This is a genomic window from Moorena sp. SIO3B2, from assembly GCF_010692525.1.
GTDB classification, from domain to species: Bacteria; Cyanobacteriota; Cyanobacteriia; order Cyanobacteriales; family Coleofasciculaceae; genus Moorena; species Moorena producens.
The window spans coordinates 1-4,723 of record NZ_JAAHHE010000058.1; the positions used below are offsets into that span (position 1 = coordinate 1).

Annotated in this window: 4 protein-coding genes; all 4 read right to left on the reverse strand. The window is 45.5% G+C overall.

All coding sequences use genetic code 11. The annotated features are described in order from the left end of the window. Positions 1–200 precede the first annotated feature (200 nt). Positions 201–1,673, reverse strand: a complete 1,473-nt coding sequence (gene glmM, locus F6K38_RS15375) for a phosphoglucosamine mutase (protein ID WP_008185319.1) — start codon at positions 1,671–1,673, stop codon at positions 201–203. A gap of 383 nt (positions 1,674–2,056) precedes the next feature. After that, on the reverse strand, positions 2,057–2,356 hold the full coding sequence (locus F6K38_RS15380; RefSeq protein ID WP_063747936.1) for a DUF7734 family protein: 300 nt from the start codon (positions 2,354–2,356) through the stop codon (positions 2,057–2,059). Between the two features lie 441 nt (positions 2,357–2,797). Then, the gene (locus F6K38_RS15385; protein ID WP_008185315.1) at positions 2,798–3,391 is read right to left on the reverse strand and encodes a DUF3177 family protein; all 594 of its coding nucleotides are present in this window, start codon (positions 3,389–3,391) and stop codon (positions 2,798–2,800) included. A gap of 294 nt (positions 3,392–3,685) precedes the next feature. Continuing rightward, positions 3,686–3,910, reverse strand: a complete 225-nt coding sequence (locus tag F6K38_RS15390) for a Calvin cycle protein CP12 (RefSeq protein WP_287252498.1) — start codon at positions 3,908–3,910, stop codon at positions 3,686–3,688. Positions 3,911–4,723: the final 813 nt, after the last annotated feature.

The following is a 4,723-nucleotide window of genomic DNA, read 5'->3' on the forward strand; positions in this document are numbered from 1 at the left end:
ACCGTCAACCATAAACCGTCAACCATAAACCGTCAACCATAAACCGTCAACCATAAACCGTCAACCATAAACCGTCAACCATAAACCGTCAACCATAAACCGTCAACACAACCCGATCACTGAAACGGTATAAGTTAACAAAGATATAAGTTAACGATGCAAGTTATATGCTGAGCAGTTGCTGGAAACATTTTGGTCAATCAGTTAGCTAAATATCGCTCAACGACGTTAACTAACTCTGATGTCCAGTGGTGAGCAAGTTGAGAATTGGCGGCTTCGACCATCACCCGGATCAGGGGTTCAGTACCAGAAGCACGAACCAGAATTCGACCTTGGTCTCCCATGGCTGCTTCCCCTTTTGCGATCGCATTCGTGATCGCTTCACACTCTTGCCATCCACGTCGGCGTTCTCGGTCTTCTACCCTGACATTACGCAGCAGTTGGGGGTAAGTCTGGAAACTTTGGTCTACTAACTCCCCTAAGGTCATCCCAGATTCACGGACCAAAGAAGCTAGATGTAAAGCAGTTAACATGCCATCCCCAGTCAAACCATAATGGTGACAGATGATATGTCCCGATTGCTCACCCCCTAGCATAGCTCCAGTTTGGAGCATTTTAGCTTGGACATGCTGATCTCCGACCGCTGTCCGTAGGAATTTACCCCCCAACTGCTTCCAGGCTCGTTCAAATCCTAAATTTGCCATTACCGTTGCTACCATTATGTCTTCTGGTAGCTTTTGGGCAGCACGTAAGGTTTGACCCCAAAAATAGAGGATGTAATCTCCATTGATCTCCCGACCCTGGGCATCTACTGCCATCAATCGGTCTGCATCACCATCAAAGGCAAACCCAAGATCTGCTTGGTATTCTTTTACCGCAGCTTTCAGGGGTTCGAGGTGAGTAGAGCCACAATTGACATTAATGCGATCGCCATCTGCCTGGTCATGCAAGCAGATCACTTGTGCCCCCAACTGCTCAAACACTTGTCCTGAGAGTCGCACTGCTGCCCCCCAAGCCAAATCCAGCACAATCTTCATGCCTTGTAAATTCGTCACTCCTTTCAGAGGACGGTGAAGTGCTGCTGCATAATCGGTGACCAACCCTGGGCGATAGTGATACTTCCCTTGGGTTTTACTCACTACAGCCTGACCAATAAAACCCCTCAATCCAGCTTCTATATGCTTTTGCAGCTCCTGAGATAGCTTAGTGCCTTTCCCGCTAAAAAACTTAATCCCATTGTCTTCTGGAGGATTATGACTAGCAGAAATCATCACACCCCCTATGGCACTTGTGGCACTGCACAGGTAGGCAACACCAGGAGTGGGACATAATCCCAGGTGCCACACCTCTAGACCTGCTGTAGTCAACCCCTTAGCTAAGGCTGTTGCCAACATATCACTAGAATTGCGTGAATCCTGCCCTAAAATCACCGGTCCTGGTACAGCTGAGTATTCCTGTAACACAAGACCAGCCCAGAAACCCACTTGTAAAGCCAAATCTTCACTGAGCAATGTTCCTGCTCGTCCCCGAATGCCATCGGTACCGAATAATGGGGTTGTGGGTAGAGTTAGGGGTTGCCAAGGTAACCTGACATTGGGGCAGTTCATTGGCTGATTCTTGGATGAGAACTCAGCACTATCCAATCCCTGGATACGGACAGGGGATGTAACCATAATTTCAATTTCCTCACATTACACACTCACTGTGGAGAATAACACTTTATTTTGCTTTGGTAGATATCCATCAATACATCCAACCTATGGTTGTGATCCCATACATGCTTGTGATCAGATTATGATCCAAGTACATTCAGATTATGATCCAAGTACATTTAGCCCTGTGAGCGCTTTGGCCAGAGTTTATCCAAGATTTACTCAAACATTGACTAACTAGATCCAAGTACATTTAGCCCTGTTAGGCTTCTGGCAAGACTTTATCAAAATTGACTAACTAGATCCAAATACACTTAGGTCCCAAGGGCCTTCAGGCAAAACTTTACCAAAATTTACGTTCCTCCCTTGGAACTTAGCAGCCACAACCTAGCCAGGATGCTAAATTAAACACCAGCATTCTCCAACAACTTTTCCATAGTTTCCAAAGTCAGTCCTTGCTGAAGATAACGAGGAGACTGTGGATTATAGGGAGCAGCCACTCGATCTATGCTAATGATCTTTGCCTGTGCTGGTAAGACCGCTACATCTGGGTCAAAGGATGTCGGACGCATTAAAGAACTGGAAAAACCTTTAAAAATAGCAATTTGATCCTGTTCACCAGCTATCTGTGCGGTAACTATCAATACCTCTTTTGGGCGTTTGATGGTGTATTGTTCTAGACGCCTACCAATGGAATCCATCATCTGTGAGTTTTCAGTTGTGAGTTTTTAGTTGTGGCGTTGCCTATTGGCAGGATATAATGATATATTTAGCTTTATCGTACTGGTGGTGACCATAAAATCTGATCTAGCGCTTTGCCTGTAGGTTAAGTAGAATTCCGAATCCGTTAATCAACCTTACTTTGCGGTGCGACCAGTGGCGAATTTAATTCTTAATGGGGAAAGCGCACCGGGGTAAGTATTCAGCTATCAGCCTATGGGCTACGCCCATGCTACACCGAACAGCTTATGCGCTATGGGCACCCTACGGGAAAAGCTTTTGAATAAAATAACCTGACGGCTGACCGCTGACCCCTGACTGCTGAATGCTTACCTCCTTTGAACCAAGACTCCCCCGGCATAAGCGCCGTGGGGAGTCTCAAAGAAGATGCTACTGCCCTACAAAATCCAAAGCCATAACCCATTTCATGGTTCAATAGCTGATCGTCCTTGTTTGCCGAGTCGAAACAGAACGAAATAGCTTAAGTAAAGGACATAGAAGAATAATCCCACCATTCCGATAAAGCCCAAAAATCCAGGGGTATAACCACCATGGAAATACTGTTTGAATAACAAAGGCGGCTCCCTCAACACCTGACAAAATCCAGATGTGATTGCTCCTGGGACAAAGGCACAACGTAGAAATGGAATACTAGCGATTGTCCCCAGAGTACAGTAAATAGTCATTGCCCAACGCCAAGATGTCAGTGTTAGCTTCAGGGGACTAGCGGGCCTATCATCAATCTCCTCATTCAAGTCAATCCAAAACCACAGGGAGATGGGGATCAGAATACGGGAGCTCAAAGCACACACATAAGCAATCGGCCAACCGACAATCAACAAGTAAACTGTAATCGCTAGGAGACTGGAAACACGCCAATAGATAATCAACAGGCGTACCATAGCATCTGCTTTCTGGAAAAATGCCCAAATTAGCAGCATCAAGGGGATAAATACTGTGAACAAAACTGCCAAACGGTAGTCCATCCAAACCAGTAATTGAATAATTTCATCTTGCATTGCTTGTTGCCGAAATGACCTTGATCTATGTTATTTCACCAATGGCCATACTGGAAATCTAGAAACAAAGCCAAGGAAAGCATCAGGCCAGTATAGCACTACGCATTCAGATGTTTGACATTCCTAAACTCCGAAACGTAAGTAATCGCTTACTTGCGGACTTGCGGACTTGCGGACTTGCGGACTTGCGCGTAGCGCTATAACGCCACCAAAAAGGGTAGCAGGAGCAAATCCTAATCGGGGATTTACTCCTGCTACCCTTATTCAGAGTATTTGGCAGAACAATCCTAGAGTCTAGTCTTCATATACCCGGCACTCAGCTGCGTCAGGATTATCATCACAGTACTCTTCAAGGGAGTTTTTGGGCTTGGCATTTTGCCGCTGATGGGAAGCCTCTGCTTGTAGTTCTTCTACGTTATCCCAAGCTACTGCACATTCTGCTGAAGACGCCCCCTCAGCATCACAAACGGCTCTAGCTTGTTCACGCTCTTGGTCTATTTTCTCTTGTAATTCGCTCATCTGTCTTTCGCTTTTATAACTTAATGATGTCTATTTTTATTTTGCTGATAGGATTGGTAGTAGTAACCAACCGCGCTTAGCAAAATACTTAACGATAGGAGGCTTAATAACTAGTAATTTCGTTGAAAAGACGACCTAGTTGCTTAGGTTTTGTGCAACTCCTATCAGGGGTAAGGTTTGCCGGAGTTTGTCCCGCTTCCGGGAACGGCAATGTTGTAAAGGCTGGTTGGGCTAGCAGCACATGTTTCCCTCATCTTAACTACTAGGGACAGGGCTACGAACTGGCGGTCATTCGTAGGTGTCGTGGCCATTACAACGATCGGACTAGTGTCCATTACCTGCATCTTAGCTAGGAAATCCCGGATTAACCAGAAATTACCAGGGAATTAACTAAGAGCGCTACTTTGATTAGCTACTTTACTTAGCTACTTTAACTTCTTAGGTTAAAGCAAAAGACCTGCTTTAACACAAATTTGTTCTTTATTTTTTAAGATTTTCCCAATTTCCCCTTACCCCCTGGTAGCTTACACCACTTCTAGAACTCTTGACACGGAAAGAACGCGGGAGCGTGGTAGCCCCGTGATTTCAATCCGGGTCAGAAGTTACCGCCAGAATAGGGTTTGAAGTTACCGTAAGACAGTGGAGCCTTTATGGTCGGCAGGCTATGGGTAAAAGGGTTAAGGCTATTGTTATAAGGCTCCACTGTCTAAGGTTTCGTCTCTGGCCTTTATGGTTAGTCGGCTATGGGTAAAAGGGTTAAAACTTTGCCGATTTTGGCCAGAGACGAATCCTTAGGATAGGGTCGCCTTTATA

Excerpts from the sequence above, each read along its gene's own strand:
- glmM (WP_008185319.1), bottom strand. The coding sequence starts at position 1,673 with ATGGTTACATCCCCTGTCCGTATCCAGGGATTGGATAGTGCTGAGTTC.
- F6K38_RS15390 (WP_287252498.1), bottom strand. The coding sequence starts at position 3,910 with ATGAGCGAATTACAAGAGAAAATAGACCAAGAGCGTGAACAAGCTAGA.
- F6K38_RS15380 (WP_063747936.1), bottom strand. The coding sequence starts at position 2,356 with ATGATGGATTCCATTGGTAGGCGTCTAGAACAATACACCATCAAACGC.
- F6K38_RS15385 (WP_008185315.1), bottom strand. The coding sequence starts at position 3,391 with ATGCAAGATGAAATTATTCAATTACTGGTTTGGATGGACTACCGTTTG.